Origin of the sequence: Enterobacter sp. CRENT-193 (assembly GCF_002787395.1) — a bacterium.
Classification (GTDB): domain Bacteria; phylum Pseudomonadota; class Gammaproteobacteria; order Enterobacterales; family Enterobacteriaceae; genus Enterobacter; species Enterobacter hormaechei_C.
This window is the reverse complement of the sequence record NZ_CP024812.1, coordinates 3961347-3986897: the sequence shown is the minus strand read 5'-3', so window position 1 is coordinate 3986897 and position 25551 is coordinate 3961347. Positions and strand designations below refer to the sequence as shown.

Sequence of the window (25551 nt, the reverse complement as noted above, 5' to 3'; positions counted from 1 at the left end):
TATATTCCGTCATTGTTGCTTATTTAGACATTATAGTCTTTTATTACTAGTGTTATAAGCGAAGCGGCAAACAGGACATTTTTAGTACAGGACGTTTAGGGGACGGGAGAGAAACATGCGAATTAAACCTGACGATAACTGGCGCTGGTATTTTTGTGAAGAGCATGACCGTATGATGCTCGACTTAGCCAATGGCATGTTGTTTCGCTCTCGTTTTGCGCGCCGAATGTTAACGCCAGACGCGTTTGCTCCCTCAGGCTTTTGCGTTGACGATGCCGCGCTCTATTTTTCTTTTGAAGAAAAATGCCGCGAGTTCGATCTCTCCAAAGAACAGCGCGCCGAACTGGTATTAAACGCGCTGGTGGCAATCCGTTTCCTGAAACCGCAAATGCCGAAAAGCTGGCATTTCCTTGCGCACGGCATGAGCTGGACCCCGGCTATCGGCGATGCGGCGAGCGTCAATCTGAGCGATACCGAAGAGGAGGTGAATTTGCTGGTGGTTGAACCCGGTGAAAACGCTGCGCTCTGTTTGCTGGCCCAACCCGGCGTGACCATTGCCGGGCGAGTTATGCAGTTAGGTGATGCCATCAAAGTGATGAACGACAGGCTGAAGCCACAGCTGCGCGTTGATTCCTTCAGCCTCGAACAGGCGGTTTAAGCTTCCAGCTGTACGGATGTTTTCGGGACACAGCTACAGCACAGGATCGTGCCGTCACCGCCAATCGCAGATTTCTTCAAGGCACTCACTTCACCATCGACCAGTTTAATGCGACAGCATCCGCAAATCCCCGCGCGACAGGAATACGGTACGCGGATACCCGCCTGTTCCAGTTGTTCCAGTAGCACCTGCTGATTGTTACCACGGATAACTTTGCCTTCCCAGTGAATATCCACCGCGGAAGCGACGTTGGTTACCACGTCAACCATCTCTTCTTCCTGACCTGCGCCGTACACCCTGGCAGGCCCTCGGGTAAGGATCTCGATCTCGTCGCCCACGCGGATCACGCCGCTGGAGCGGGGGATCAGGTTCTGGCCGAAGTCGACATCACCTTTATCCTGCGCGGTGCGAAATGACTGCAAGGTTTTTAGCGGTTCACCGGAAGGATGCTTCTGGCCTTTCTCCGGGCTAATGGTGGTGAGAATACAGCGGCTGCACGGTTTCACCACGTCAAAAATAACGCTGCCGATGCGGATGACTTTCCAGGTATCTTCATCCCAGGCCTCCGCTCCGGTCACCACCAGATTCGGGCGAAACTGCTCCATCTGCACGCTGGCTTTGCAACGTTTTTGTAAATCTCGCAGCGAGGCCTCGCTGGTCAGCAGAAAGGGAAAACCATCCGCGAAGGAGAGGGGAACCGCATCGTGGCGCTTCACGCGACGGGTCAGCGCAGGCCCAACCCAGCGCAGCTGAACGTCACGGGAGAAAAAGCCGCTGAGCCACTGGTTAATGTTATCCGGCGCGATACGCGCGGTAAAATGATTGCCCCACACTTCCGTTGGCGCATCAAGCGGCGCAAAATCAGCAAAGCGGATCACGACGCTTGAACCGTCTGGCGCGGTCAAATGCAGCCCGTCATGAAGCGGGGAAGGCGTAAAGCGAACCATCTGCGGGAACTGACGTGCGGTGATAAACGTACCGTCAGGCTCGGTGACCATAAAAATACGATCGAAGGCGAATCCGCTCATATCGGCCAGCGCGTGAGTCACGCCGATACCGCGCATCGATTTCACCGGATGAATAAAAAGCCTGGATAACGTCGCCACTACACACTCCCGCTAAAGAAAATAAGCCTTCAACTTTATGACATACACGCCATATTAGCTATAATGCGCGACAATTTTCTATGAGTAAAAGTGACGATATGAATTCTCTGTTTGCCAGTACGGCCCGTGGGCTGGAAGAGCTGTTAAAAACTGAACTGGAAGCCCTGGGCGCGAAAGAGTGCCGGGTGGTTCAGGGTGGTGTCCATTTTGAGGGCGACACGCGGCTTATTTACCAGAGCCTGATGTGGAGCCGTCTGGCGTCGCGCATCATGCTGCCGATGAAAGAGTGCAAGGTCTACAGCGATCTTGATCTCTACACCGGCGTACAGATGATCGACTGGACAGAGATCTTCACCCCGGACGCCACCTTTGCGGTGCATTTCAACGGCGTCAACGATGAGATCCGCAACAGCCAGTACGGTGCCCTGCGCGTTAAGGATGCCATTGTGGACTGCTTCACGCGTCGTAATAAAGAACGTCCGAACGTTGACCGTGAAAACCCGGATCTGCGTATCAACGTCTGGCTGAACGGCGATACGGCCAGTATTTCCCTTGATCTGAGCGGCGCAGGCCTGCATCTGCGCGGTTATCGCGATCGCACCGGGATGGCGCCGATCAAAGAAACGCTGGCTGCCGCTATCGTGATGCGCTCCGGATGGCAGCCAGGTACGCCGCTGCTCGATCCGATGTGCGGTTCCGGTACGCTGCTGATTGAAGCCGCGATGCTGGCCACCGACCGTGCGCCAGGGCTGCACCGCGGCCACTGGGGCTTCAAAGGCTGGGCACAGCACGATGAGGCCATCTGGAAAGAGGTCAAAGACGATGCGCAGACCCGCGCCCGTAAAGGGCTGGCGGAATACACCTCTCACTTTTACGGTTCGGACAGCGATGCACGGGTGATTGAACGTGCGCGCAGCAACGCCCGTCGTGCCGGTATCGGCGAGCTGGTCACCTTCGAGGTGAAAGACGTGGCGAACCTGACCAACCCGTTGCCAAAAGGCCCGTACGGTACGGTGATCAGCAACCCGCCGTATGGTGAGCGTCTGGACAGCGAGCCGGCGCTGATTGCACTGCACAGCCTGCTGGGCCGCAACATGAAAGCGCATTTCGGCGGCTGGAACCTCTCCCTGTTTAGCGCCTCGCCGGAGCTGCTGAGCTGCCTGCAATTGCGTGCCGATCGCCAGTTCAAGGCGAAAAACGGCCCGCTGGACTGCGTGCAGAAAAACTACCATCTGGCAGAGATAGCGGCGGATAGCAAACCGTCAGGCGTGGCGGAAGATTACGCCAACCGCCTGCGCAAAAACCTGAAGAAATTTGAGAAGTGGGCAAAGCAGGAAGGCATCGAATGTTATCGCCTGTACGACGCTGACCTGCCGGAATACAACGTGGCGGTTGACCGCTATGCGGACTGGGTAGTGGTTCAGGAATACGCCCCGCCGAAAACTATCGATGCGCAAAAAGCGCGTCAGCGTATGCTGGATGTGATTGCGGCCACCATCGCCGTACTCGGCATTTCGCCAAACAAGCTGGTGCTGAAAACCCGTGAGCGTCAGAAAGGCAAAAACCAGTATCAGAAGATGGGCGAGAAGGGTGACTTCATCGAAGTGGGCGAATATAACGCGCGCCTGTGGGTTAACCTGACCGACTACCTTGATACCGGTCTGTTCCTCGACCACCGTATCGCCCGCCGCATGCTGGGCCAGATGAGCAAGGGCAAAGACTTCCTGAACCTGTTCTCCTATACCGGCAGCGCCAGCGTTCATGCGGGGCTTGGCGGCGCGCGTAGCACCACCACGGTCGATATGTCCCGTACTTATCTGGAGTGGGCAGAGCGCAACCTGCGTCTTAACGGCTTAACCGGTCGTCAGCATCGCCTGTTACAGGCCGACGTGCTGGGCTGGCTGCGCGATACCGACGAGCAGTTTGACCTGATCTTTATCGATCCGCCGACCTTCTCTAACTCCAAGCGTATGGAGGATAGCTTTGACGTTCAACGCGATCACCTGCGCCTGATGACCGACCTGAAGCGCCTGCTGCGTAAAGGCGGCACCATTATGTTCTCGAACAACAAGCGCGGATTCCGCATGGATCACGACGGCCTGGCCGAACTGGGACTGAAAGCACAAGAAATCAGCCAAAAAACGCTGTCTCAGGACTTTGCCCGTAACCGTCAAATCCACAACTGCTGGCTGATTTCCGCGGTCTGAAAGGAAAAATAAATGTCTTTAATTAGTATGCACGGCGCGTGGCTCTCTTTCAGCGACTCACCGCTTCTCGATAATGCAGAGCTGCATATCGAAAATAACGAGCGCGTCTGTCTGGTGGGCCGTAACGGCGCAGGTAAATCGACGCTGATGAAAATCCTCAACCGTGAGCAGGGGCTGGATGACGGCCGTATTGTTTACGAGCAGGATCTGATCGTCTCTCGTCTGCAACAGGATCCGCCGCGTAACGTCACCGGCAGCGTTTACGATTTTGTGGCCGAAGGGATTTCAGAGCAGGCGGAATACCTCAAGCGTTACCACGAGATTTCGCATCTGGTGATGACGGACCCGAGCGACAAGAATCTCAACGAGCTGGCAAAAGTGCAGGAGATGCTCGATCACCACGGTCTGTGGCAGCTGGAAAACCGCATTAATGAAGTGCTGGCCCAGCTTGGCCTGGAAGCGGATATGGAGCTGTCGGCGCTCTCCGGCGGCTGGCTGCGTAAAGCGGCGCTGGGCCGTGCCCTGGTGAGCGGGCCTAAGGTGCTGCTGCTGGACGAACCGACGAACCACCTGGATATCGAAGCGATTGACTGGCTGGAAGGGTTCCTGAAAACCTTTAACGGCACCATTATCTTCATCTCCCACGACCGTTCGTTCATCCGCAATATGGCCACGCGCATTGTCGACCTCGACCGCGGCAAGCTGGTGACTTACCCGGGCGATTACGATACCTATCTACTGGAGAAAGAAGAGAACCTGCGCGTCGAAGAGCTGCAAAACGCCGAGTTCGACCGCAAGCTGGCACAGGAAGAGGTCTGGATCCGTCAGGGCATCAAAGCCCGTCGTACCCGTAACGAAGGCCGCGTTCGCGCCCTGAAGGCGATGCGCCGCGAACGTAGCGAACGCCGTGAAGTCATGGGGAGCGCCAAAATGCAGGTTGAAGAGGCGTCCCGCTCGGGCAAGATTGTCTTCGAAATGGAGAACGTGAATTATTCGGTTGACGGCAAAGTGCTGGTGAACGATTTCTCCGCTCAGGTTCAGCGCGGCGACAAAATTGCGCTGATCGGCCCGAACGGGTGCGGTAAAACCACGCTGCTGAAACTGATGCTCGGTCAGCTCCAGGCCGACAGCGGTCGTATCCACTGCGGTACCAAACTGGAAGTGGCGTACTTCGACCAGCACCGCGCAGAGCTGGATCCAGACCGTACGGTGATGGATAACCTCGCTGAGGGCAAACAGGAGGTCATGGTTAACGGCAAGCCGCGTCACGTGCTGGGCTACCTTCAGGACTTCCTGTTCCACCCGAAACGCGCCATGACGCCGGTGCGCGCGCTGTCCGGCGGTGAGCGTAACCGTCTTTTGCTGGCGCGTTTGTTCCTGAAACCCAGTAACTTATTGATTCTCGATGAACCGACTAACGATCTGGATGTCGAAACGCTGGAACTGCTGGAAGAGTTGATTGATGGTTATCAGGGAACCGTGATGCTGGTCAGCCACGATCGTCAGTTTGTCGATAACACCGTGACCGAGTGCTGGATCTTCGAAGGCGAAGGACGCATCGGGCAATATGTAGGCGGCTATCATGACGCGCGTGGACAGCAATCGCAGTCGCTGGCGCAAAAACAGGCGAAGACCAAAAATGTCGCTGAACCTGTTGTTGCGAAAGCAGAAACTGTCAAAAAGTCTCCTGCTAAAATGAGTTATAACTTGCAGCGCGAGCTGGAGGGGCTGCCGCAGCGTCTGGAAGAGCTGGAAGCGGCACTGGAAGCACTGCAAATCCAGGTCGCTGATGCGTCATTCTTTACGCAGCCTCACGACTATACTCAGAAAGTATTGGCTGAACTCTCCCAGGCTGAACAGGCGCTGGAAGAGGCATTTGAGCGCTGGGAGTACCTTGAGTCTCTGAAAAACGGCGCATAAACAGGGATAATCTATGTGTGACCAGCACCATGCCGATCGGCATATATTATGCTCGCAATGCGATATGCTCGTGGCGTTGCCAGAGCTTGGTCACGGACATAAGGCTGCCTGCCCGCGCTGCGGCGCTACGCTGACGACCGAGTGGGACGCGCCAAGGCAGCGTCCTACGGCTTACGCGCTGGCAGCCCTGTTCATGTTACTGCTCTCCAATCTCTTCCCTTTTATCTCTATGAAAGTGGGTGGGATGGTAAGCCAGGTAGATTTACTGGAAATTCCTGGCGTGATGTTCTCGGAAGATTACGCCAGCCTTGGCACCTTCTTTCTTCTTTTCGTGCAGATCGTCCCGGCTTTTTGCCTGGTCGTCATTCTGCTATTGGTCAATCGCGTCAGGATGCCCACCGCCCTTAAAATCAAACTCGCGCGGATCCTGTTCCAGCTGAAAAGCTGGGGGATGGCGGAAATTTTTCTCGCGGGTATCCTGGTCAGCTTCGTGAAGCTGATGGCCTACGGCGATGTGGGGATTGGCAGCAGCTTTATTCCGTGGTGTCTGTACTGCGTGCTGCAACTGCGCGCGTTCCAGTGCGTGGACCGACGCTGGGCCTGGGACGATATTGCCCCGGCACCGACGCTCTCGCAGACGGTAAAGGTGGGCGTACCGGGTATCCGTCAGGGGCTGCGCTCCTGCTCGTGCTGCACCGCCGTGCTGCCCGCGGATGTCGAGGTGTGTCCGCGCTGTGAAACAAAAGGTCACGTCCGGCGCAAAAATAGCCTGCAATGGACCATGGCGCTGCTGGTGACCTCTGTCATGCTCTATCTGCCCGCCAATATCTTGCCGATCATGATCACCGATTTGCTCGGCGACAGAATGCCCTCGACCATACTAGCCGGGGTGATTTTGCTGTGGAGCGAGGGATCTTACCCTGTAGCAGGCGTCATATTCCTCGCCAGTATTATGGTTCCGACCTTAAAGATGATTGCCATTGCCTGGCTTTGCTGGGATGCAAAAGGGCACGGTAAGCGAGACAGCGAGCGCATGCATCTGATTTATGAGGTCGTGGAATTTGTTGGCCGCTGGTCGATGATTGACGTGTTCGTGATTGCGGTTCTCTCAGCGCTGGTGCGTATGGGGGGGCTGATGAGTATTTATCCCGCTATGGGAGCGCTGATGTTTGCGTTGGTCGTCATTATGACCATGTTTGCGGCCATGACCTTCGACCCTCGTTTATCGTGGGATCGTGAGCCCGATTCAAGCCATGAGGAAGAGTAAGAGCATGGAAAATAAGAGTGGAGAGGCTAAAGTGCAGAAGGTCAGAAACTGGTCGCCGGTGTGGATTTTCCCCATCGTGACCGCGCTGATCGGTGCATGGATCCTGTTTTATCATTACAGCCATCAGGGACCGGAAGTCACGCTAATTACCACCAATGCAGAGGGGATTGAGGGCGGAAAAACCACCATCAAGAGCCGCAGCGTGGATGTGGGTGTCGTGGAAAGCGCGACCCTGACGGATGATTTAACCCATGTTGAAATCAAGGCCCGCCTGAATGCTGGCATGGAAAAACTGCTCCATGAAGATTCTGTTTTTTGGGTAGTGAAACCGCAGGTTGGGAGAGAAGGGATCAGCGGCTTAGGGACGCTATTGTCCGGGGCTTATATTGAACTCCAGCCCGGCAACAAAGGCGCCCAGCCAGCAAACTATCAGCTGCTGGATTCACCGCCGCTTGCGCCACCGGATGCAAAAGGGATCCGCGTTATTCTGGACAGTAAAAAAGCGGGCCAGCTCTCGCCGGGCGATCCGGTGCTGTTCCGTGGGTATCGCGTCGGTTCGGTTGAAACAAGCACCTTCGATCCGCAAAAACGGACCATCAGCTATCAGCTATTTATCAACGCGCCTAATGACCGCCTGGTGACCAGCAACGTTCGCTTCTGGAAAGACAGCGGGATCGCGGTAGATCTCACCTCTGCGGGGATGCGCGTTGAGATGGGTTCACTCACCACGCTGTTTGGTGGGGGCGTCAGTTTTGACGTGCCGGAAGGTATAGATCTGGGACAACCGGTGGCGGAGAAAACCGCCTTCAGACTGTTTGACGATCAAAAAAGCATTCAGGATGCGCTCTATACCGATCACATCGACTACCTGATGTTCTTTAAGGACTCTGTACGCGGCTTGCAGCCAGGGGCGCCAGTTGAGTTCCGCGGTATTCGTCTGGGGACAGTGGGACAAGTGCCTTACTTTGTTCCGGGACTGAAGCAGATGCTTGATGATGATTATCGTATTCCGGTGCTGATCCGCATTGAGCCTGAGCGTTTGATTAACCAGATAGGCGAGGACCAGGATATTGGGGAGCATATCAGCGACCTGCTGAATCGCGGGCTGCGCGGCTCGCTGAAAACCGGCAACCTGGTCACAGGGGCGTTGTATGTCGATATGGACTTCTATCCAAAAGCGCCACCAATGACGGGTATCCGTGAATTTGGTGGCTACAAAATCATTCCTACGGTCAGCAGTGGCCTGGCGCAGATCCAACAGCGCCTGATGGAAACGCTGGATAAGATCAACAATCTGCCGCTGAATCCAATGCTTGAAGCTGCGACGGGATCACTGCATCAGAGCCAGGCAACGATGCAACGTCTGCAAACCACGCTGGATAATATCAACAAGATCACCGCTAACCAGTCCATGCAGCAGCTGCCGCAGGATATGCAGAAAACGTTGCGCGAACTGAATCGTAGTATGCAGGGCTTCCAGCCGGGCTCAGCGGCCTACAACAAGATGGTGGCGGATATGCAACGTCTTGATCAGGTTTTACGCGAGCTACAGCCCGTTCTGAAAACGCTCAATGAAAAGAGCAACGCACTGGTGTTTGAAGCGAAAGACAAAAAGGATCCTGAGCCTAAGAGGGCGAAACAATGAAAAAATGGCTAATCATCGCAGGCGCACTGGTATTAACGGCCTGTAGCTCTGGAAGCGATAACAAAAGCTACTACCAGCTGCCGTTAAGCGCCCAGTCCGGTGCGCAGAGCAGCACCTCGCAGGGCAGCCGTCTGCTGTGGGTTGAACAGGTTGCCGTGCCAGATTACCTGGCGGGCAACGGGGTGGTCTACCAGACCAGCGATGTGCAGTACGTAATCGCCAACAATAACCTGTGGGCCAGCCCGCTGGATCAGCAGCTACGCAATACGCTTGTGGCGAATCTGAGCAGCCAGCTCCCCGGTTGGGTCGTTGCCTCGCAGCCTCTGGGAAGCGATCAGGACACTCTGAATGTTAACGTGACGGGATTCCATGGCCGCTATGATGGTGCTGTTGTTATCAGCGGGGAGTGGCTCTTGAATCATCAGGGCCAGCTTATTAAGCGTCCTTTCCATCTGGAACTGAAGCAGCAGAAAGATGGTTATGACGAAATGGTGAAAGTGCTTGCGCAGGGGTGGTCACAGGAGTCGGCTGCTATCGCAAGAGAGATTTCCCGCCTGCCATAAGTAAAATTCATCGACGAAAGCCGCACTCAGCTTCTTGCTGATTGCGGCTTTTTTTTCGTTTTGCGTTCAGGTTGTTACTTGTCCCGCGTCACATTTTTTGTACAAACGATCTTCCATGTAGCTCACAAATATGACACCCGTATGAATTTTGAACGTTGACGCTGACGTCGATTCGGGGTATTCGTTAACTGTGCTTGCACATATTGCAACCACTGTTTTCTTTCCACCAGACAAAAGAATGAGGGAAACGAGGCATGAAGAGACAGAAACGAGATCGCCTGGAAAGGGCTCATCAACGTGGTTATCAGGCTGGCATCGCCGGACGTTCAAAAGAAATGTGTCCCTATCAGGCCCTGAATCAAAGGTCCCAATGGCTAGGGGGCTGGCGAGAAGCCATCGGAGACAGGGCAGTACTTGCTTGATACCGTCTCTTTAAAAAGAAACCTCCGCAATGCGGAGGTTTCGCCTTTCTGGATGGGGCTAAAAGCCGTTATCAGAAAGCGGAGGTATCCTGGAACAGACCCACTTTCAGGTCGTTCGCGGTATAGATCAGGCGACCATCTACCAGCACTTCACCGTCCGCCAGGCCCATAATCAGGCGGCGGTTAACGATGCGTTTGAAATGGATACGGTAGGTGACTTTTTTCGCGGTAGGCAGAACCTGACCGGTGAATTTCACTTCGCCTACGCCCAACGCACGGCCTTTGCCTTCACCGCCAAGCCAGCCCAGATAGAAGCCAACCAGCTGCCACATGGCATCGAGGCCCAGGCAGCCAGGCATTACCGGATCGCCAATAAAGTGGCAACCGAAGAACCACAGGTCCGGGTTGATATCGAGTTCTGCTTCTACGTAACCCTTATCAAAGTTGCCGCCGGTTTCGGTCATTTTCACGACACGGTCCATCATCAGCATATTTGGGGCTGGTAACTGCGGGCCTTTCGCGCCAAACAGTTCACCGCGACCAGAGGCAAGAAGGTCTTCTTTAGTATAGGATTCGCGTTTATCTACCATGTTCTCAGTAAGCCTTATTTTAGTGAAGGACGCAGGATAGCTAACACGTGTACGCTGAACAAGTCCGATCAGTTCGCACTAAACCAACTTAACCAGCGTAACGGCCCCGGATAACGATGACGAGCATCCTGCTGTGTCGCCTGAGCTATACGTTCCTGAATGGTCTGCATCAGGGTTGTCTGGCCTTCGCCGTCCCAGACCAGGTTTGTCAGTAAGGGTAGTGCATCCTCAACCCCTTCGATGGCCCAGACGGTGAATTGTTCCTGCTCTACCGCATCCAGAATCGCCTGGCTCAGGCTCAAATGGCGAGCGTTAGGTGCCGGAATAATCACGCCCTGTTTGCCGTTTAAACCGCGCTGCTGGCAGATTGCGAAGAAGCCTTCGATTTTCTCATTCAGTCCGCCCACCGGTTGGGCACGGCCAAACTGATCCACGGAACCGGTAATCGCAATATTCTGGTTAATCGGCACGTCTGCAAGCGCGCTGATCACGGCACACAGCTCCGCCATTGAGGCGCTGTCGCCGTCGACTTCACTGTAGGACTGCTCAAAGGTCAACGAGGCAGAGAAGGGGATCTGCTGCTCGAGCTGAAGTTCAGACATCAGGAACGCCTGCATGATCATCATGCCTTTGGCATGAATGCTTCCGCCCAGTTCGGCCTTGCGTTCGATATCGGTAAATTCGCCGTCACCAATGTGTACGACACAGCTGATACGGGAAGGCTCACCAAAGGCGCGCGGGTGTCCGGGGAACTCGATGACGGACAAGGCGTTGATTTGCCCGATACGTTCGCCTTCGGTCTCCACCAGAATCTGTTCCAGCAGAATTTCATCCTGCATACGGTCAGCAAGATAACCTTCACGCCATTCACGCTGGGCCAGCATCTGGCTAAGCTGCTCACCGGTAAACGGACCGTTACCGCTGATAACCCCCACTTCACGCAGCTGTTTACCGATCCAGAGCGGGCAGAGCGGCAGGGTTTCCTGATCGCCAGTGTAGCGTACGGCCTCGCGGATTAAGCCCGGCCACGCATCCTCGGCAGGCGAGGGCAGTGCGAAACGTTCCGCCACGGCCATAACCCACTGACACCACTGCGCCATGTCATCGGCATCGGCGATCTGAATATTATCTTCAAATTCGCTATAGACAGCCTGCTCCGCGAGTTCTGGCTCCATTTCCTGGAAATCAGCCAGAGATTCACGGTCGCCCGTCAGCACGACGGTCAGCGACAGCGGCATAGACGGAATGGATACAGGCAGCGGACGCGAATCGTCGTAGCCTACCCAGTCAAAACGTTGCTGCGTCACCACCGTTTTCAGGCGCATCCACAGCAGAGGCTGCGCAAGCAGGGTGCGAAGGGAGATGAGCAACACGCCGCCATTCGCGCGGTGTACCAGCCCCGGTTGCAGTGACACATCGCCATTGAACTGACGAAGGCAGCCGAACAGCTGTTCTGCTTCCACCCAGTTGGCGGTGATCACCTCGCCTTTTGCAGCGAACTGTCCGTCTGCCTGCGTGGCAGGTTCGTACGTCACGTCACGTCCGGCAATATGATACTGGCCACCAAAAACGGCATTCGTTTTTGGCTGCAACTGGCGCATGGCATCACCGAGAAGCGTCAGATACTCGGCTTCTTCCGGGGCTTTGAGCAGCATGAAAGGAGATGTAGCCCATGGGGATGACATCTGCTCCAGCGCGTAATGCAAACGCGGTTGTGTATCGCTAAGTATGAATTCGTGTTCTTTTGTGAGGTCTGGCTGTGCAAACAGCTCCTGATAGCTCTCGGTATCCGGAACCAGGTCACGCCATGCAAGTTTCGTAATGGTCAAAGTTGATGTTTTTTAGTCAGAAGTAAAACCGTGGAGTATACCGTAAGCGGCGCACTCTGCCCAATCAGGATTCGGGTTTTCGTCATGCGGATCGCCTGCGGCGTTTCACAGGATATGATTTCTTTTCAGCAGATTGCCAAAAAACTGATATTCTGAACAGAGTTACACGGTAACACTGAGATCGCAATGAAATATCAACAACTGGAAAACCTCGAAAGCGGCTGGAAATGGAAGTACCTGGTCAAAAAGCACCGTGAAGGGGAGCTGATCACCTGCTACATCGAAGCCAGCGCGGCGCAAGAAGCTGTGGATATGTTGCTGACCCTCGAAAACGAACCGGTACTGGTCAACGGCTGGATTGAGAAACACATTAATCCGGCCCTGTTAAACCGGATGAAGCAAACTATCCGTGCTCGTCGTAAACGGCATTTCAATGCCGAGCATCAGCACACCCGTAAGAAATCCATCGACCTGGAGTTTATGGTCTGGCAGCGTCTGGCCGGGCTGGCGCAACGGCGCGGGAAAACCCTGTCGGAAACGGTGGTGCAGCTGATTGAAGATGCCGAGCACAAAGAGAAGTATGCCAGCCAGATGTCGACGCTGAAGAACGATCTACAGGCACTGTTAGGTAAAAAATAAGCGTTTTGCTTTTCTTCAGATAATAAAAAACCCCGCATGGCGGGGTTTTTTTATAAGACGATAACTTATGCCGCAGGCTGAGTTACAACGTCTTTGATACCTTTAACTTCGATCTCTACGCGACGATCTGGTGCCAGGCAGTCGATCAGTGCAGCGCGTGGTTTCACGTTGTCACAGGTAGAACCGGTAACTGGGTTAGATTCGCCCATACCACGTGGGGAGATCTTGTTAGCTGGGATACCTTTAGATACCAGGTAATCAACTACAGACTGAGCACGTTTCTCAGACAGACCCTGGTTGTAAGCGTCAGAACCGATACGGTCGGTGAAGCCCAGAACCACTACAGAACCGTCTTTAGGATCCAGGTTGCTCAGCTGGGTGTACAGCTGATCCAGTGCCTGCTGACCTTCTGGTTTCAGGGTAGCTTTGTTGAAGTTGAACAGAACGTCAGACTTCAGAGTGAAGTGCTTGGTCTGTACTTCTGGCGCTGGAGCCGGAGCTGGAGCTACGACTGGCGCATCTTCCTGCTGACCGAAACGGTAAGAAACACCAACGCTCAGCATGCCGTTGTCTGGACGAACGCCAACGGTAGCACCGTCACCGATGTTGTTAACCCACTGGTATTCCAGACGGGTAGCGATGTCACGGGTCATTGCCCACTCAACGCCACCAGCGAATACTGGGGAAACACCCGTGTCGTGGTCGTCACCAGCACGGCTGTTGCTGGAGTCTGCACGCCATACCATGCCGCCCAGACGGGTGTACACGTCCAGATCGTCAGTTACTGGGTAGCCCAGTTTAGCGGTCAGCTGTACGCCTTGAGCTTTGAAAGCGCCATTGGTTTCGTTGCCTTTGTAAGGCATACGACCTAACCAGTCGTAACCCATTTCGAAGCCAACATACGGGTTAACCTGATAGCCACCGAACGCACCTGCACCAAGCTGGCTCTCATGAGTTGGGCCATCATTGTTGTTTGCGCTGTCGTACCAACCGGTGTCATGGAACTGAGACCAACCCAGTTTACCACCTGCATACCAGGTATTATCTTTCGGAGCGGCCTGCGCTACGGTAGCGAAGCCAGCCAGTGCCACTGCAATCGCGATAGCTGTCTTTTTCATTTTTTGCGCCTCGTTATCATCCAAAATTTGCCATGAATATCTCCATCGGAGGAATCACGGTTAAATCCTTCACCGGGGGGCGTGGTCAAATATAAACCTACCGATATCTTCGGCTTAGGCCGAGCACCCCTGGCGATGTAAAGTCTACAACGTAGCTGAAAACTTACAAGTGTGAAGTCCGTCAGGCATATGAAAAAAAAAGTTCCGTATACCTAATATTTAACAATTTTTGAACGAATTTTGTGCAGTAAAATTAACGAGAACCGCGTCAGACAAGCTTTGCCGCAGTTTTGGCGCGTTGAACTTTTTTTGCATACTGCGGTCGAAAAAAATTCCAGGAAAACTCTTAAAATGACTCAATGGTACACATTTGAGTGAATTTTTAGCCCGGGATGTTGTCCTCTGCGATAGGAATCTCCACGAACTGGCCGCATGATGAAACCCATCGCGTTACCTTCTTCAGCCGCTTCAGTCAGACGCAAATGTTCCTCTTGCGACAGATCCTCAGGCAACCACCCAATCACGACGCTATAGTTCCCGGTACGTAATGCCCGGACCATCGACTCGACCGTATCGCAAGGGGAGAGTTGATTAATCTGCATCACCTTCGCTAACGGCAGCCCAGCCGACTGAACCCATTCGCGACTTAATTTTTGCTGTGGCGTCAGCCAGAGCTGCCAGCGAGACTGTTGCCCGAGCTGCTGCAAAAGCGGCAGGAGTAAGAGTTGTGTCAACAGCGGCTGGTCTTCACGGTAAACCACTTCACTGATAAGCCCTGTCGATTCACGCCCGATAGAATTCTGCGCAGCATTGCCTGCGGCAGAAGTAGAAGGTGTTAAGTGATTTGCATAGCCTGAAGTGTACATAATCATTCCAGCTCTGTAGTTACTGTATGGATATACAGTAACCCCTGTATGCATAAAGATCAACCTCATTTTCGGAAAGCGACTCGCAAATTTCATCCATTCCTGGTGAACATGAAAAAATCATCTTGCCCAACGGCAATAAGTTGCCTATTTTCCTGCTAACGGATCCGTTAGTAAGAAATATCGTGGTTACTGTATGATTTTTAATGGAATTATCATGAAAAAGATATCTTATGAGCGGATTTATCAATCTCAAGAATACCTCTCTCCGCTGGGCGAAATTCATCATCGCGCCCTGTTTGGCGGTTATACCCTGGCCGTGGATGAAGCGGTGTTCGCGATGGTGTCTGACGGCGAGCTGTACCTTCGCGCCTGTGAGCAAAGTGCAAAATACTGTGTAAAAAACGCTTCCTCTTTTCTGACCCTGATGAAACGAGGACGCCCAGTGCTGCTTAATTACTACCGTGTGGACGAAGGTCTGTGGCAAAACAGGGAAAAACTGCTTCAGCTCTCCTCGTTTGCGCTCGATGCCGCCAGGAAAGAGCGCTACCAGCGCCATCAGCGTAACCGGCTTAAAGATCTGCCGAACCTGACCTTTCAGATTGAGGTCCTGCTTATGGAGGCGGGCATTACCAATGAAGAGACGCTACGACAGTTGGGGGCGAAGACGAGCTGGCTGAAAATGCGCTCGAAGAATAAAGCGCTGAGTATCCGGGTATTGTTCGCGCTTGAAGGCGCGATTGAAGGGTTACATGAAGCGGCACTCCCGGCGGATATTCGCCGGGAGCTTACGGAGTGGTTTAATGCGCTGCCTGAGTCGCAGGGCCATCATTCCGCCAGGTAGCGATCTGCTGTCGCAGCCGACAAATTTCCGGCAGCAAAGCGATAAGCAGGCCAATTTGCTGAAGGACCAGTGGAGCTTTGTTGTCGGTGCCTGGATCAAGGTGTGCGATACGTTGCACCAGTTCATCCAGTGCCTGGTGAACCCGTGGCTCATCCGCAGGTTGATGATGAAGCGCATCATCAACGTAGCAAACGGCGTCGTCCAGCAGCGCCAGGATGCCCGGATTTGTCAGTTTCTCTCGGTGGGCGCCAAGGGTAGAGATATAGCTGGTGAACGTGTGGTTCAGACACAGCAGGCGGAAGGCTGTCTCACGGATTTCTGCCGTAGCGCGCGGCTCAGTTGACATATTCGAGACAACGGAAGCCAGCTCTGCGTCAGTGTTATGCGCATCGCGACGGGCAATCCGATAGGCCAGACGGTTATCGCGACCCTGATGGTATTGCTCAAGAATAGCATCCAGGTAGCGGCAGTTGGCGTTCATTGCTCTGTCGGACACGCGCGGTAAATTTCGGAAACGCCAGTCAGGCCAGATAAAACTCACCGCCGCCCAGGCGATGGCGCAGCCGATTAGCGTGTCAATCACACGGGGGAGGGCCACCTCAAAGCCTTCACCCAGCAGATTGAAGCAGAGCAGCACCAGCAGCGTGATGAACATCGTGGCGTGGGCATACTGCACATTGCGGAAAGCGAAGAACAGTACACCGGTAATCACAATCAGGATCAGTTGCCCTTCTACGGATGGCACAAAGTAGAGCACCGGCAGCCCGATGGCGACCCCGACTAATGTCCCGACAATACGCAGCGCGAGCCGATGGCGGGTAGCGTTATAGTTCGGCTGGCAGACAAACAGGCTGGTCAACAGGATCCAGTAGCCGTGGTGCAATCCTGTTATCTGTATAAACGCGTAGCCGACGCACAGTACCAGCGACATCCTTACCGCATGGCGAAAGAGGGCGGATTCCGGCGTAAAATGACGGCTCAGGCGCAGCCACATATCGCTGAAACCGTTGAGACTGTCGTCGGCAAGCTGGTTGTCAGCGTCATTGCCCGGCATCGCCATCGCCTGTTCAGACTCAATGGTGGCGAGCTGAGCATCAATGGCTCTCAGGTTGTTGAGCAGGAATCCCAGGGCTTTGAACTGTTCCGGTGATGTCCCACTGGCCTGAACGCGATCGAGCGCTGCATCCAGGTGGCTGAATGCGCGTTCAAAGCGCGGATCGTGCTGATAGGGCGTGCGCAGCAGTATTGAGCGCGCAAGTTGCTGGCAGGCCTGAGACTGCATCGACAGCAGGCGCTGGAAACGGAACATCACGTCGCTATAGCGGAATTTCTCGCGCAGGTCAGCGTACTGCACATGCGAGGAGCTGGCGCGCTCGTGAATATCCTGGGCGACAAAATAGTAGTGCAGTGTGCGCCGTGTACCGCGCTGACCGCGATCGCCGCGCAGACGGGTGAGCAGAGACGCTTTGGTCTGATTCAGCGTGGCGACCAGCTGGCCATTTGCCAGCGCCAGATCGTACAGGGGCGCCTGACTGTCCTCTTCAATATCCGGATCAAACAGCCGGGATTTCAGCTCCAGATAGTGGGCCAGCTGTTCGTAACTGCGGGCAATGTTGTCCTGTAAGGCACGAACCGGAAAAATAAGATGCCCGGTTAAGGTCAGCAGGTTATACCAGATAGCACCCAACAGCAGCAGGACCGGTTGCTGATACCACTGCTCGTAAAGAGAGACGCCCAGCATGGTGTAAATGGCAATCAGCAGGGCGCCAAACGCGATAGTGGCGTAGCGCTGCCCGAGGCCGCCGAGCAAAATGAAGCCGCTGGTTGACACCGTCAGCCCTAAGGCAAACAGCCAGGGCCACGGGAAAAGCAGCTCAACGGAGGCGGAAGCAATAAAGAAGCAGACCAGCGTGATGACCAGATTACGCAAACGACCGGCCAGGCGGTCGTCGAGATCCGCCAGCGCACCGGCCACCACCCCAAGCGTGAGGGGGATGGTGAGCTTCACATCATTCAGCCACCACGGCAGAGCGACGGTGCCGCAGAGGGCGATAAAAATCCTGACGTTATACAGCCAGTTACTGTTCCATGTATAGCGACGAAGCAGGGGGCTTAGCATGAGAGCGGCCAGTCCTTATTACTGAAAACGACGACGGGCATTGGCTTCACGCGCGGCTTGCGCGACTTCGACCGGGACAACTCGGCGTCCTACCGGCCACAGGGCGATGGTGGCAATTTTGAAATTAGCGATGCCAACCGGAATGCCAATAATCGTAATGCACTGGGCGATGCCGGCGAAAATATGCATCAGACACAGCCACCAGCCAAAGAAGATCAGCCATAAAATATTCAGCAGCGTGCCGCCGGTATTCATCAGGGCATTTTTTCTTTCCGGCTCCAGCTCATCCACGTGCACGGCTTCATTTCCATAAGGAACGAGGGACAGTTTGGTGATTTCCCAGCAGGAGCGCGTCAGCGGAAGGGTGAAGATGAGCACAATGCTCACCAGGGTGGCAAAAAGCCAGGAAAGGGTGGTGGCAAAACCGCCAAGGACAAAATTCAACACATTCAGAACGGTACGCATAAACCCTCATTTCCTTCGATATGATTAACGCCCGGTGATTGTAACGTTTTTTTGGGCTGGAGCACCTTAAAACTGGCAGTTAAACTGTCTGACAAATTATGACCTCGTGGATCCGGCAGGATATGGAACTGAAAGCAACTTCAATGGGCAAACGCCTGGCGCAGCACCCTTACGACAAGGTTGTCCTTCTCAATGCGGGAGTGAAAGTCTCCGGGGAACGCCACGAATATCTTATTCCGTTTAATCAGCTACTGGCCATTCATTGTAAACGAGGGCTGGTATGGGGGGAGCTGGAGTTCGTCTTGCCGGCAGACAAAGTGGTGCGACTCCACGGGACCGAGTGGGCGGAAACCCAACGCTTCCACTACCATCTGAACACGCGCTGGCAACAGTGGAGCCAGGAGATGAGCGTGATAGCCGCACAGGTGCTGCAACAGGTGCTGGACGATATCGCGCTAAGCAATACGCAGCAGAAGTGGCTGACGCGCCAGCAAACCGCCGGGCTTCAGCATAAAATTGCCCAGGCGCTGACGGCATTGCCTTTACCGGTGGCGCGGCTTGAGGAATTTGATAACTGCCGCGACGCGTGGCGGAAGTGTCAGGCCTGGCTGAACGATATCGAGAAAAGCCGTCTGGCGCATAACCAGGCCTGGACTGAGGCGATGCTTACGCAATATGCCGATTTTTTCAGTACGGTGGAATCATCGCCCCTCAATCCTGCCCAGGCGCGCGCCGTGGTGAATGGCGAGCAGTCTCTTTTAGTGCTGGCAGGCGCCGGGAGCGGCAAAACGTCGGTGCTGGTGGCACGCGCGGGCTGGCTTCTGACAACGGGCGAGGCGGTTGCCGACCAGATTTTGCTGCTGGCCTTTGGTCGCAAGGCGGCGCAGGAGATGGATGAGCGCATTCAGGCGCGTTTGCATACCCAGGATATCTCGGCGCGCACGTTCCACTCCCTCGCTTTACACATCATTCAACAGGGCAGCAAAAAAGTCCCTGTTGTCAGCAAGCTGGAGAACGACGCTCAGGCTCGCCAGACGCTGTTTATCAAGGCATGGCGTCAGCAGTGCAGTGAAAAAAAGGCGCAGGCGAAAGGCTGGCGTCAGTGGCTTGAAGAGGAACTCAACTGGGAGGTGCCGGAGGGCAGCTTCTGGCAGGATGAAAAGCTGGCGCGCCGGCTGGGCTCTCGTCTTGACCGGTGGGTAAGCCTGATGCGCATGCACGGCGGCTCTCAGGCGGAGATGATAGAAAGCGCACCGGAGTCGATCCGCGCCGTGTTTTCTAAGCGGGTTAAGCTGATGGCGCCGATGCTGAAAGCGTGGAAAACCGCGCTGAAAGACGAAAACGCGGTCGATTTTTCGGGGCTGATCCATCAGGCCATTATCATTCTGGAGAAAGGGCGCTTCGTCAGCCCGTGGAAACACATTCTGGTGGATGAGTTTCAGGACATCTCGCCGCAGCGCGCTGCGCTGCTTTCGGCGCTGCGGGCGCAGAATAAACACACGTCGCTGTTTGCCGTGGGCGATGACTGGCAGGCTATCTACCGTTTCAGCGGGGCGCAACTTTCTCTCACGACGGCCTTCCACCACTATTTTGGGGAAGGCGATCGCAGCGATCTGGACACCACCTACCGCTTCAACTCGCGGATTGGCGAAATAGCCAACCGTTTTATTCAGCAGAACCCGCATCAGCTGTCGAAACCGCTTAACAGCCTGAGGTCTGGGGATAAAAAGGCCGTCACGCTGCTGGCGGACGATCAGCTGGAACCGCTGCTGGATAAACTGAGCGGCTATGCGAAACCGGATGAACGAATTCTGGTGCTGGCGCGTTACCACCACCTCAAGCCGACGGCGCTGGAAAAAGCGGCGACGCGCTGGCCAAAACTACAGCTCGATTTCATGACCATTCATGCCAGTAAAGGGCAGCAGGCCGACTACGTGATTGTGGTGGGGCTAAAAGAGGGGAGCGACGGTTTCCCGGCGCCGGCGCGGGAATCCGTGATGGAAGAGGCGTTATTACCTGTTCCGGAAGATTTCCCGGATGCAGAGGAGCGGCGCTTACTGTACGTGGCGATAACCCGCGCGCGCCATCGCGTGTGGCTCTTGTTCAACAAAGAGGAGCCGTCGGTGTTTGTCGATATTTTGAAGAGTATTGACGTGCCGGTGGCGAGAAAGCCGTAACGCGCCGGGCAAATTCTGTAGGCCCGGTAAGCGCAGCGCCACCGGGCAAAAAACTACTTCAGTCTCTCCGCAAGATAACGCTGATAATCCGGGATCAAAATCTCCACCGGATCGTTAAACTGCGGCGATTCAATGATGAAATCTGCCGTTGAAAGATTGGTGGCTACCGGAATGTTCCACACCGTCGCCAGACGCAGCAGCGCTTTAACGTCCGGATCATGCGGAACCGCGTTCAGCGGATCCCAGAAGAAAATAAGAACGTCAATTTTACCTTCTGAAATCTGAGCGCCTACCTGCTGGTCACCCCCCATCGGGCCGCTCAGCATGGCATTCACTTCCAGACCGGTTTCGCGGTGGATCAGGTTGCCGGTTGTTCCCGTAGCAGAAAGGGCATGATGCTGTAAAAGAGGCTGATGGCGACGAACCCAGTTAAGCAGCATTTGTTTACAGTGATCGTGCGCAACCAGAGCAATGTGCTTGCGCGCCGGAAGTGTGCGTGTTGTCAGTTCCATAATCTTATCCGTGAGGTTACCTCGCTACACGATGACGGGAACTGACTGATGCTGCAAGAGAAAGGACAAAAAAATGTGGCTTACGACGAAGGTTGTTGTTTTGCCCATTGCAGAAAACGGGCGCGCGTGTCCGGATCGGCATTCTGGAACCAGAACTTGAGACGTTGCTCAGTAAGGGTCTGCGACTGAGGGGGGAGTACATCCAGCTCCGATACGCCCGAAAGCAGGGTACTGTCATCCGCCATCATGGTGGCGAACTGGGGCAGCGAGGCGCGCCTGCTGGCCCTGTTGTAGGTCTCGGTGTCCGCTTCATAGTCAGTTCCCTTTGGCCTTTTTGTCAGCGCCAGAATATCCAGCTTTACCGGGATGGGCATGGAATCCCCGTCCACCAGTTCAATGCGCGGCGAGGCATCAAATGCCAGTGACTCCTTTTCTGTCTCAAGGCGCGGGAGACGAAAATTGACCTGGCTGATACGCTGGGTATTAAAGCTGACCACCAGCGGAGGCGAAATGTACACCTGCTGTTCGTCGTCGGCGAGGCGAATGGTCTTTTCCACCCGAAAAACCAGCTGATGCGGGCCGTTATCCAGCTCGATGCTGTCTGCGCCCCGTAGCAGGGAGCTGGAGACTTTTTTCCCGTCCAGCACCAGCAGGTCAATGTCGGTTGTGAGTCTGAGAGTAGTTGCGAAAACACAAACCGGCATGATTAACGCAACCACAGCCCAGGCAATGCCGGTTTTCATAGCAGACTCCTGTAGACAAACTACCCGGTAAGAATGTATCAAAATTTTTCGATAAACACGTTTACTAACATATAGACATATTCTGCCGTTTTGCCCTCATACTTCTGTATGGGATGCGTGGTTGAGATGTTCGCTTTGACGTACACTTTGAAAAAAACCAGGAGGAACAGCATGAAAGAGAACGACATTGTCGAGATTCTGACGACCACGCGCACTATCGCGCTGGTCGGCGCGAGCGATAAACCGGATCGCCCAAGCTATCGGGTCATGAAATACCTTCTGGACCAGGGATATCACGTGATCCCGGTCTCGCCGAAGGTGGCGGGGAAAACGCTGCTGGGTCAGCAGGGTTATGCGACGCTCGCGGACGTGCCGGAAAAGGTGGATATGGTGGACGTTTTTCGTAATTCAGAAGCGGCCTGGGGCGTGGCGCAGGAAGCGATCGCCATTGGCGCGAAAACGCTGTGGATGCAACTGGGCGTGATTAATGAGCAGGCGGCCGTGCTGGCACGCGATGCCGGGCTGAAAGTGGTGATGGATCGCTGTCCGGCAATCGATATTCCCCGTCTGGGGCTGGCAAAATAAAAAAAGCCCGTTTGACGGGCTTTTTTACACCTTTAGTTACGCAGTCTTGGTGCCTGTAACTGTTTGCGGATGGTCTGAGCAAGCTCGTCCATAGTGGGTTGTTCCGGATGCTCATCCTGTAGTTCACCACTCAGCTGCGCTTCGGCAAGATAGGTATGGACAGGCTGACCATCGTCGCCCTCCATAACCACATGATACCAGGGCGCGGCGCGAAGCTCTGCGTCAACGGCCAGATCGTCTGCTGACGGTTCATCAAGGGAATACTCCGGGTCGATATCCACGACCACACCCAAATATCCAAGCAAGGTGTGGCGGACCTGCTGGCCGATACCGAATTTGCTGGCAATCATAGTCACCTCCCGGGAAACATTACATACACACTATGTGCGGGCAATATTTCTCTTTTCAAGTTACATGACGCGACAGGCAAACCCTTTCAGATACAGCCCTTCCGGGTAGGTAGCGATCACCGGGTGATCGGCGGCCTGACGGAACTGCTCTATAAATTGTACATCACGACCCGCATCTATTGCGGCATCGGCGATGATTTTTTGGAATAAATCTGTCGTCATCAGGCCAGAGCAGGAGAACGTCAGCAGTACGCCGCCCGGGTTCAGCAGCTGGATCGCCAGCATGTTAATGTCTTTATAGCCACGGCAGGCGCCCATCAGCTGGCTTTTATTTTCCACAAACTTCGGCGGGTCCATCACGATGACGTCAAATTTCTCGCCCTGGTCGCGGTATTTACGCAGTAGTTTGAACACGTCGTCGCGCACAAACTCCGCTTTGCTCAGATCCAGCTTGTTCAGCTCAACGTTCTGTTTCGCCACATCCAGCGCTTCCTGTGAGGTGTCGACGCTCACAACCTGGGCACAGCCGCCCATCAGGGCAGAGACCGCAAAGCCGCCGGTATAAGAGAAGCAGTTCAGCACGCGCTTATCGGCAACGTACTGGCGCGTTGCCAGACGGCTGTCACGCTGGTCGAGATAATAACCGGTCTTATGGCCGCCCTGGATGTCCACCAGCAGCTTCATGCCGTGCTCCTCGATAGGCAGCAGGGCAGGCGGCAGTTCGCCGGTGACCGGGCCCTGCGTCAGCTCCATGCCCTCTTTTTTACGTACCGCCACGTCGCTGCGGTCGTAAATGGCACATTCCGGGAACAGGGTTTGCAGGGCGCTAATCAGCGCGGCACGCTGGTATTCCGCCCCGGCGCTCAGCAGCTGCAACACCAGGAAATTGCCGAAGCGGTCGATGGTCACGCCCGGCAGCCCGTCGGACTCTCCGGCAATCAGACGATAGCTGTCCAGCCCGTCACGCTTTGCCAGCCACTCACGCCACTGCTGCGCCTGTTGCAGACGACGGACAAAGAAGTCGATATCGATGGCTTCTTCTTTATTGAACGTCCAGACGCGCGCGCGGATCTGAGATGCAGGCGAGTATGCGCCGCGTGCTAACCATTTCCCCTGATGGTCAACAATATCGATGGTTTCACCGAGGCTGGCTTTACCTTCCATGCGGGCAACCGCGCCGGAAAAGACCCAGGGATGACGGCGCAGTAATGACTTCTCGCGCCCTTTGGCTAACACTAAACGTACACTCATAATTTGCTATTCTGTCGATTCCAATGAAATGGCCGCCATTTTCCCGACTTCAGTGAGGAAATGCAACGCGCCAGTCGGATAAGGAGAAGGATGATGTCAAATGTTTGCACCATTGCCTGGGTCCATGGCCTTGTACAGGGCGTCGGATTCCGCTACAGCACCCAGCGCGAAGCCCTTCAGCTCGGGCTGACGGGGTATGCGCGTAACATGGATGATGGCAGCGTGGAGGTTGTGGCCTGCGGTGAGGCGGATCGGGTTGAGAAGCTGGTGGCGTGGCTGAAAGCGGGCGGGCCGCGCAGCGCGCGGGTTGATAAGGTGCTAACGGAACCGCATCAACCCGGCCGGGAATACGCTGACTTCAGTATTCGCTATTAAATGCATTTTACCGGCTTTGGCAGGCCGGCGATTTTTGTCGCCTGTTTAGCCGGGCCTTTCGGAAACAGGCGATACAGATAACGGCTGTTGCCTTTCTCTTCGCCAAATTTATTCGCCATGGCTTTGACCAGCATGCGGATAGCTGGCGACGTGTTGAATTCAAGGTAAAATTCTCGCACGAAGCGCACCACTTCCCAGTGTTCCGGGGAGAGGGTAATTCCTTCGTTATCCGCAATTTTCTCCGCCAGCGCTTCGCTCCACTGGCTGCTCTCTTTCAGATAACCGTCGTTATCGGTTTCGATCTCTTTGCCTTCAAAACTCAACATATTCATTCACGCGTTAGTCAAAAACCGCCTAAGTTTACCAAAAAAAACAAAGCCCCGCATAAGCGGGGCCCTGTTCACAGCACGGTGTGTTAATCGCGGCTGGCGAAGCCCAGGATGCTCAGCAGGCTGACAAAAATGTTGTACAGCGACACATACAGGCTCACGGTGGCGCGGATATAGTTCGTCTCACCGCCGTGAATGATGTTGCTGGTTTCATACAGGATTGCGCCGGATGAAATCAGGATAAACACCGCGCTGATTGCCAGATGCAGCGCAGGCAATTGCAGGAAGATGTTCGCCAGCATACCGACCAGTACAATCACGATACCCGCCATCAGCATACCGCCAAGGAAGGACATGTCCTTACGGGTGGTCAGCACGTAGGCCGAGCAGCAAAAGAACACCAGCGCGGTACCGCCCAGCGCCATACCAATCACGTCGCCCATTCCGGCAGACAGATAGGCATTCAGGATTGGCCCCAGAATGTAGCCCAGGAAGCCGGTAAAGGCGAACGCGGAGAGAATCCCCACCGGTTTATCCGCGGTTTTGTAGGTCAGGAACATCAGACCGTACATACCCACCAGCGTCAGGATCAGGCCTGGAGAAGGCAGCATCAGTACGGTGCTGGCCGTTGCGGTGATCGCCGAAAACGCCAGCGTCAGGCTGAGCATGAAATAGGTATTGCGCAGCACCTTATGGGTGCTGAGTAGCGATGTGCGGTCGCGTGAAGAAGTAATTATACGATCCATGAGTCACTCTCTTATGACAGATGTAATTAGCGCAAAGAATAGGAAACGGCGCGGCAGACGCAAAGTGGTTTTACCCATCTTTACTCAGCCCCTTAGGGATTATGCTGGTTTTTTATTCTGGCAAAGCCTTTGTACTCAGAATGAAGTGCGGTTTGTAGGGCGTATTCAGATCAACCTCTTATAGGTCACTGAAAAATATTGCGTTATTTCCCTAAGGCCGCTAAG

The 25551-nt window shown here is 54.7% G+C and carries 25 protein-coding genes; 12 read left to right on the top strand and 13 right to left on the bottom strand.

Features of this window, described 5'->3' with window-relative positions:
• Window positions 1-115: 115 nt before the first annotated feature.
• Window positions 116-658 carry a cell division protein ZapC gene (gene zapC / locus CU081_RS20005; protein WP_022650736.1) on the top strand — a complete coding sequence of 181 codons (543 nt, stop codon included), beginning with the start codon at window positions 116-118 and terminating at the stop codon, window positions 656-658.
• Here the strand turns inward: zapC and CU081_RS20000 are convergent.
• Complete coding sequence (locus tag CU081_RS20000; protein WP_003858174.1) at window positions 655-1764, bottom strand: YcbX family protein; 1110 nt, start codon at window positions 1762-1764, stop codon at window positions 655-657. The genes zapC and CU081_RS20000 overlap by 4 nt on opposite strands.
• A gap of 98 nt (window positions 1765-1862) precedes the next feature.
• Here CU081_RS20000 and rlmKL point away from each other — a divergent pair, with 98 nt between their 5' ends.
• The 6 genes from rlmKL (at window position 1863) to rmf (ending at window position 9788) form a co-directional block, all read left to right on the top strand.
• Window positions 1863-3971, top strand: coding sequence for a bifunctional 23S rRNA (guanine(2069)-N(7))-methyltransferase RlmK/23S rRNA (guanine(2445)-N(2))-methyltransferase RlmL (gene rlmKL / locus CU081_RS19995; protein ID WP_003858171.1), 2109 nt, complete (start codon window positions 1863-1865; stop codon window positions 3969-3971).
• Between the two features lie 12 nt (window positions 3972-3983).
• Entirely contained in the window at window positions 3984-5891 is a 1908-nt protein-coding gene (locus CU081_RS19990; protein ID WP_022650738.1) for an ABC transporter ATP-binding protein, read from the top strand.
• Window positions 5892-5904: 13 nt separating this feature from the next.
• Complete coding sequence (gene pqiA, locus CU081_RS19985) at window positions 5905-7158, top strand: membrane integrity-associated transporter subunit PqiA (RefSeq protein ID WP_022650739.1); 1254 nt, start codon at window positions 5905-5907, stop codon at window positions 7156-7158.
• Window positions 7159-7162: 4 nt separating this feature from the next.
• A complete protein-coding gene (gene pqiB / locus CU081_RS19980; RefSeq protein ID WP_003858166.1) occupies window positions 7163-8803 on the top strand; it encodes an intermembrane transport protein PqiB in 1641 nt (546 codons plus the stop codon).
• Window positions 8800-9366 carry a membrane integrity-associated transporter subunit PqiC gene (pqiC, locus tag CU081_RS19975; protein WP_022650740.1) on the top strand — a complete coding sequence of 189 codons (567 nt, stop codon included), beginning with the start codon at window positions 8800-8802 and terminating at the stop codon, window positions 9364-9366. Before pqiB ends, pqiC begins: the two co-directional genes overlap by 4 nt.
• A gap of 254 nt (window positions 9367-9620) precedes the next feature.
• Entirely contained in the window at window positions 9621-9788 is a 168-nt protein-coding gene (rmf, locus tag CU081_RS19965) for a ribosome modulation factor (RefSeq protein ID WP_003858162.1), read from the top strand.
• Window positions 9789-9859: 71 nt separating this feature from the next.
• On the opposite strand, the gene fabA is transcribed toward rmf, so the two are convergent.
• Entirely contained in the window at window positions 9860-10378 is a 519-nt protein-coding gene (gene fabA, locus CU081_RS19960) for a bifunctional 3-hydroxydecanoyl-ACP dehydratase/trans-2-decenoyl-ACP isomerase (protein ID WP_000227926.1), read from the bottom strand.
• Between the two features lie 68 nt (window positions 10379-10446).
• Window positions 10447-12207 (bottom strand): AAA family ATPase, encoded by a 1761-nt coding sequence (locus CU081_RS19955; RefSeq protein ID WP_022650741.1) that lies wholly within the window; start codon window positions 12205-12207, stop codon window positions 10447-10449.
• A 186-nt stretch (window positions 12208-12393) separates the two neighbouring features.
• On the opposite strand from CU081_RS19955, the gene matP reads away from it, so the two are divergent.
• Window positions 12394-12846 carry a macrodomain Ter protein MatP gene (gene matP, locus CU081_RS19950; protein ID WP_003858158.1) on the top strand — a complete coding sequence of 151 codons (453 nt, stop codon included), beginning with the start codon at window positions 12394-12396 and terminating at the stop codon, window positions 12844-12846.
• Between the two features lie 65 nt (window positions 12847-12911).
• Here the strand turns inward: matP and ompA are convergent, their stop codons facing one another.
• Window positions 12912-13964 (bottom strand): porin OmpA, encoded by a 1053-nt coding sequence (gene ompA, locus CU081_RS19945; RefSeq protein WP_003858156.1) that lies wholly within the window; start codon window positions 13962-13964, stop codon window positions 12912-12914.
• Between the two features lie 356 nt (window positions 13965-14320).
• A complete protein-coding gene (gene sulA / locus CU081_RS19940) occupies window positions 14321-14830 on the bottom strand; it encodes an SOS-induced cell division inhibitor SulA (RefSeq protein WP_032610196.1) in 510 nt (169 codons plus the stop codon).
• Between the two features lie 217 nt (window positions 14831-15047).
• On the opposite strand from sulA, the gene CU081_RS19935 reads away from it, so the two are divergent.
• On the top strand, window positions 15048-15674 hold the full coding sequence (locus CU081_RS19935; RefSeq protein ID WP_023315767.1) for a TfoX/Sxy family DNA transformation protein: 627 nt from the start codon (window positions 15048-15050) through the stop codon (window positions 15672-15674).
• Here the strand turns inward: CU081_RS19935 and yccS are convergent.
• Window positions 15631-17793 (bottom strand): YccS family putative transporter, encoded by a 2163-nt coding sequence (gene yccS / locus CU081_RS19930; protein WP_022650744.1) that lies wholly within the window; start codon window positions 17791-17793, stop codon window positions 15631-15633. The genes CU081_RS19935 and yccS overlap by 44 nt on opposite strands.
• 18 nt (window positions 17794-17811) lie before the next feature.
• The gene (locus CU081_RS19925) at window positions 17812-18258 is read right to left on the bottom strand and encodes a YccF domain-containing protein (RefSeq protein ID WP_003858149.1); all 447 of its coding nucleotides are present in this window, start codon (window positions 18256-18258) and stop codon (window positions 17812-17814) included.
• Between the two features lie 122 nt (window positions 18259-18380).
• Here CU081_RS19925 and helD point away from each other — a divergent pair, with 122 nt between their 5' ends.
• On the top strand, window positions 18381-20435 hold the full coding sequence (gene helD, locus CU081_RS19920) for a DNA helicase IV (protein WP_022650745.1): 2055 nt from the start codon (window positions 18381-18383) through the stop codon (window positions 20433-20435).
• Window positions 20436-20488: 53 nt separating this feature from the next.
• Here the strand turns inward: helD and mgsA are convergent, their stop codons facing one another.
• Window positions 20489-20947 (bottom strand): methylglyoxal synthase, encoded by a 459-nt coding sequence (gene mgsA / locus CU081_RS19915; protein WP_003858146.1) that lies wholly within the window; start codon window positions 20945-20947, stop codon window positions 20489-20491.
• A gap of 80 nt (window positions 20948-21027) precedes the next feature.
• Window positions 21028-21690 (bottom strand): curli synthesis inhibitor, encoded by a 663-nt coding sequence (gene csgI, locus CU081_RS19910; protein WP_022650746.1) that lies wholly within the window; start codon window positions 21688-21690, stop codon window positions 21028-21030.
• A 171-nt stretch (window positions 21691-21861) separates the two neighbouring features.
• Between csgI and CU081_RS19905 the strand changes: the two genes are divergently transcribed.
• Window positions 21862-22275: a CoA-binding protein gene (locus CU081_RS19905; RefSeq protein WP_003858138.1), complete on the top strand. Its 414-nt coding sequence runs from the start codon at window positions 21862-21864 to the stop codon at window positions 22273-22275.
• A gap of 32 nt (window positions 22276-22307) precedes the next feature.
• Here CU081_RS19905 and hspQ read toward each other — a convergent pair whose 3' ends face one another.
• Both hspQ and rlmI read right to left on the bottom strand, forming a co-directional pair.
• Window positions 22308-22625: a heat shock protein HspQ gene (gene hspQ / locus CU081_RS19900; RefSeq protein WP_003858136.1), complete on the bottom strand. Its 318-nt coding sequence runs from the start codon at window positions 22623-22625 to the stop codon at window positions 22308-22310.
• A gap of 60 nt (window positions 22626-22685) precedes the next feature.
• Entirely contained in the window at window positions 22686-23876 is a 1191-nt protein-coding gene (gene rlmI / locus CU081_RS19895) for a 23S rRNA (cytosine(1962)-C(5))-methyltransferase RlmI (RefSeq protein ID WP_022650747.1), read from the bottom strand.
• Window positions 23877-23969: 93 nt separating this feature from the next.
• Here rlmI and yccX point away from each other — a divergent pair, with 93 nt between their 5' ends.
• Window positions 23970-24251, top strand: a complete 282-nt coding sequence (gene yccX, locus CU081_RS19890) for an acylphosphatase (protein WP_003858131.1) — start codon at window positions 23970-23972, stop codon at window positions 24249-24251.
• On the opposite strand, the gene tusE is transcribed toward yccX, so the two are convergent.
• Together tusE and yccA are read right to left on the bottom strand one after the other, a co-directional pair.
• Window positions 24248-24577 carry a sulfurtransferase TusE gene (gene tusE / locus CU081_RS19885; protein ID WP_032610197.1) on the bottom strand — a complete coding sequence of 110 codons (330 nt, stop codon included), beginning with the start codon at window positions 24575-24577 and terminating at the stop codon, window positions 24248-24250. The two genes, yccX and tusE, sit on opposite strands and share 4 nt — an antisense overlap.
• Window positions 24578-24666: 89 nt before the next feature.
• Window positions 24667-25326 (bottom strand): FtsH protease modulator YccA, encoded by a 660-nt coding sequence (gene yccA / locus CU081_RS19880; RefSeq protein ID WP_003858127.1) that lies wholly within the window; start codon window positions 25324-25326, stop codon window positions 24667-24669.
• Window positions 25327-25551 lie beyond the last annotated feature (225 nt).